This window comes from Pseudomonas sp. BN417, from assembly GCF_029871205.1.
Classification (GTDB): Bacteria; Pseudomonadota; Gammaproteobacteria; order Pseudomonadales; family Pseudomonadaceae; genus Metapseudomonas.
This window is the reverse complement of the sequence record NZ_SSOJ01000109.1, coordinates 1-3,025: the sequence shown is the minus strand read 5'-3', so window position 1 is coordinate 3,025 and position 3,025 is coordinate 1. Positions and strand designations below refer to the sequence as shown.

General features: G+C 63.2%; 2 protein-coding genes. Both read right to left on the bottom strand.

Going from position 1 to position 3,025, the window contains the following annotated elements:
* Positions 1-185 precede the first annotated feature (185 nt).
* Positions 186-1,559 carry a DUF1329 domain-containing protein gene (locus tag E8F11_RS13400; RefSeq protein ID WP_280289304.1) on the bottom strand — a complete coding sequence of 458 codons (1,374 nt, stop codon included), beginning with the start codon at positions 1,557-1,559 and terminating at the stop codon, positions 186-188.
* Positions 1,560-1,582: 23 nt separating this feature from the next.
* A partial coding sequence (locus tag E8F11_RS13395) for a DUF1302 domain-containing protein (RefSeq protein WP_280289303.1) occupies positions 1,583-3,025 on the bottom strand: 1,443 nt, incomplete at its 5' end.

The following is a 3,025-nucleotide window of genomic DNA, read 5'->3' as shown; positions in this document are numbered from 1 at the left end:
TTCAGGGCGCTGGCCTGGAGCGAAAGGGACAGGGCGGCCAGGCTGATGGCGGATTTCAACAGCGTGTGCGTCATATCGTTTCCTCTATTGCGAGAAGGGAACCTTGGTCGACTGCTGGCTGAACGAAGGCGGTTTTCGGGGGACACAAAAAAGCGAGGCCCGGGGGCCTCGCTCGATCAGGGCGCTTATTTGCCCAGCTTGCGCAGGTTGGCGACGGAGAAATAGTCAGCTTCGTAATCGCTGTTGTTCAGCTTCGCCGGCGGCTTGCCGTTGAGCAGGCGGTCGGTCAGGTAGGAACCGGCGATCAGATCGTGGAAGATCGCCACCCGGGCCTGGAAGCCTTGCAGATCGTAGGCGTAGGCCGTGGTCTGCATGTTGCTGCGCCAGAGCTGGCCCTTGCCGTCGTAGTTGTCGGCCATCACGGCGATCCAGGAGTCCTCGTCTATGTACAGCACGCGCTTGCCATAGATGTGGCGCTTGCCGGGCTTGAGCGTGGCTTCCAGCACCCAGACACGGTGCGGTTCATAGCGCATGAACTCGGGGTTGACGTGGCCGTTGGTGGACAGCAGGTCGTCGAGCTTCAGGCTCGGGTCGTCGAGCTTGTAGTTGTTGTACGGGATGTACATTTCCTTCTTGCCCACCAGTTTCCACTCGTAGCGGTCCGGGGCGCCGTTGAACAGGCGGTCCTCGTCCATCACGCGGAAGCCGCCGGCACCGAACGGGGTGTCATAGGCCACGGTCGGCGCGCGACGCACCCGGCGGTTGCCCGGCAGGTACTGCCAGGACTGCGACGGCGAGGAAATCGGGTCGGTGAAGGTATGGGCGAGGATGATCTCGCCTTTCTTGCGGGTCGGCTCCAGGGTCTGGACCAGCGCGAAGGCTTGCTGGCCGCCAAAGGACTCCACGGTTTCCTTGGGCGAGTCCCACACCGAGAGGATCTTGTAGTCCATGGACTCCAGCGAGCGGGTGCCATTGGAGAGGGTCAGCGCCATGGTGTAGATGGCGTCTTCCTTCCAGGCTCGGGCCGGGAGGTTGAGGTTCCACATCAGCTCGTAGCCGTTCTTCGGGATCGGGAAGGGCGAGGCGCCGATGGCCTTGACCACACCGTCGCCGCCGCTGACCAGCTCCGCGCTGGTGGCGTTGGCGAGGGTGCGCTGGTGGACCCGGTCGGAGTAGCGGAAGTCGCGGTGGCTCGGATAGACGGGAATCTTGAAGGTCTTGTAGCGCTGGAACAGCGCCTTCTGGCCCTCGGAGAGCTTGTCGGCATACTGCGCCATGTTATCGGCGGTGATGACGAACAGCGGCTTCTCACCGGCATAGGGGTCGCCGTAGGCAGTGCCCGAGCCGCCGTAGTTGACCTGGGGCGGAGCCCCCAGCCACTTGCCGCTCCAGGCGGGAATGCTGCCGTCGGCATTGCCGGCTGTTTCAGCACCCATCGGCGTGAGGTCGTTACCCAGGCGTTTGGCCTCCTCCGGGCTGACCTTCGCCAGGACCGGAGCGCTGGCGAGGGCTGCGGCGAGAACGCCGGCGAGGAGCGGGGTCTTGTTGTTCGTGCGCATCTTGAGTCTCCTGCGGCAGTGGATCAGAAGCTGTACTTGACGTTGATGCCGACGTTGTCGCGGTCAGCGAAGGGGGTATCGCCGGCATCGCCGAGGAATGCGTTGTAGCGGGCCTCCAGGGTCAGGTTGTTGAGGTAGCGCCAGGTGGTGCCGACGCCCAGGCGATGGTCGCCTTCGCCCATGCCGAAGGTGCCCGGCAGGGATGAGTCGCCACCCAGGTTCTGGCTGAAGATCAGCGGCACGGTGAGGTCCCAGCCGTTGAAGATGTTCAGGTACTCGAGCGACAGGTTGAGGGTGTAGCCCCAGGAGCTCTTGTCGAAGAAGAGCTCGTCGGTGTTTGCCGTATTCAGCGGGAAGGCGCCGCCGGCACCGTCCGGCACGAAGGCGGTGAAGCTATCGGCGCGGTCGTTGTCGAGCACCTCGTTGTAGCCCAGCTCGCCGATCAGGGTGGTGTTGTCGGCGATCGGCAGGGTTCCGAACGAGTGGATGAAGGACACCTGCGCCTGCATGGTTTCGGCACGCACGGGGTGCGGGACCAGGCCGGTATCGACCAGCACCGGTTGGCCGTCGCGGTAGCTGATTTCGCCGCTGACGTTGGTGTCGCCGACCACGGTGGAGAAGCTCGCGCCGTAGAGGTCGATGTTGTCGAAGTAGCGGACCTGGTAATTGGCGGTATTCCAGTTGGTGAGGAAGTCCAGCTGTGGCGCCTTGTCGTGGAAGCGCACGTAGTAGAGACCGAACTCGGTGTTGTTCAGCGACTCCGCCACGTAGTTCAGGGCAACGCCGTACTGGCCACTGTCACTGGGCTCGTCGTCCGACAGCCGACGGGTGATACCGAAGGCGTCGGTGAAGCCACCTTCATCCATCTGGTCGGTGACGGAGAAGAAGCTGCCGACACCGTCGATCTCGGTCTTCTCCCACTTGTACTGGTAGTAGGCCTGCAAGCTGAGGCTGTCGGTCAGGTCGATCTGGCCGAATACCTGGCCTACCGGCAGGAAGAGTTCCTTGAGTTCCACCCCGGGGGTGTTGGCCTTGGTTGCATCAACCGGGGCCATGGCGCCGGAAATGCCGTTGCCGATGAACAGGCTCTCACCCCAGCTCACGACCTGGTCGCCGACGCGCAGGTTGAGGTTGTGCCCGCCGAGGTCCCAGGCGCCATAGACATAGGCATCGAGCAGGCGGATGTCCTTGCCATGCTGGTCGATAGTGTCGTGGGGGAAGTGGTTGGGTTGCGAGCAGCGGCCGCCGGCGAAGCAGTTGGAGGTGCCGGTGTGGTTGTCGTTGCTGCGGTTGTAAACGTCGTCGTAGAAGCCGCTGGCACGCATGAACAGGCCGAAGTCCTCCTTCCAGTTGAAGTTGGCCTCGGTGAGGAAACTGGAGCGGTTGGTGATCAGGCTGCCCTTGTCGAAGGCGTTGTTGCCGTCGTCGATGTTGGCGATGGCCGGGTTCGGGAAACCGTTGGACAA

What these genes read in the sequence shown, in the direction of transcription:
- E8F11_RS13400 (WP_280289304.1), bottom strand. Translation starts at nt 1,559, where the DNA reads ATGCGCACGAACAACAAGACCCCGCTCCTCGCCGGCGTTCTCGCCGCA.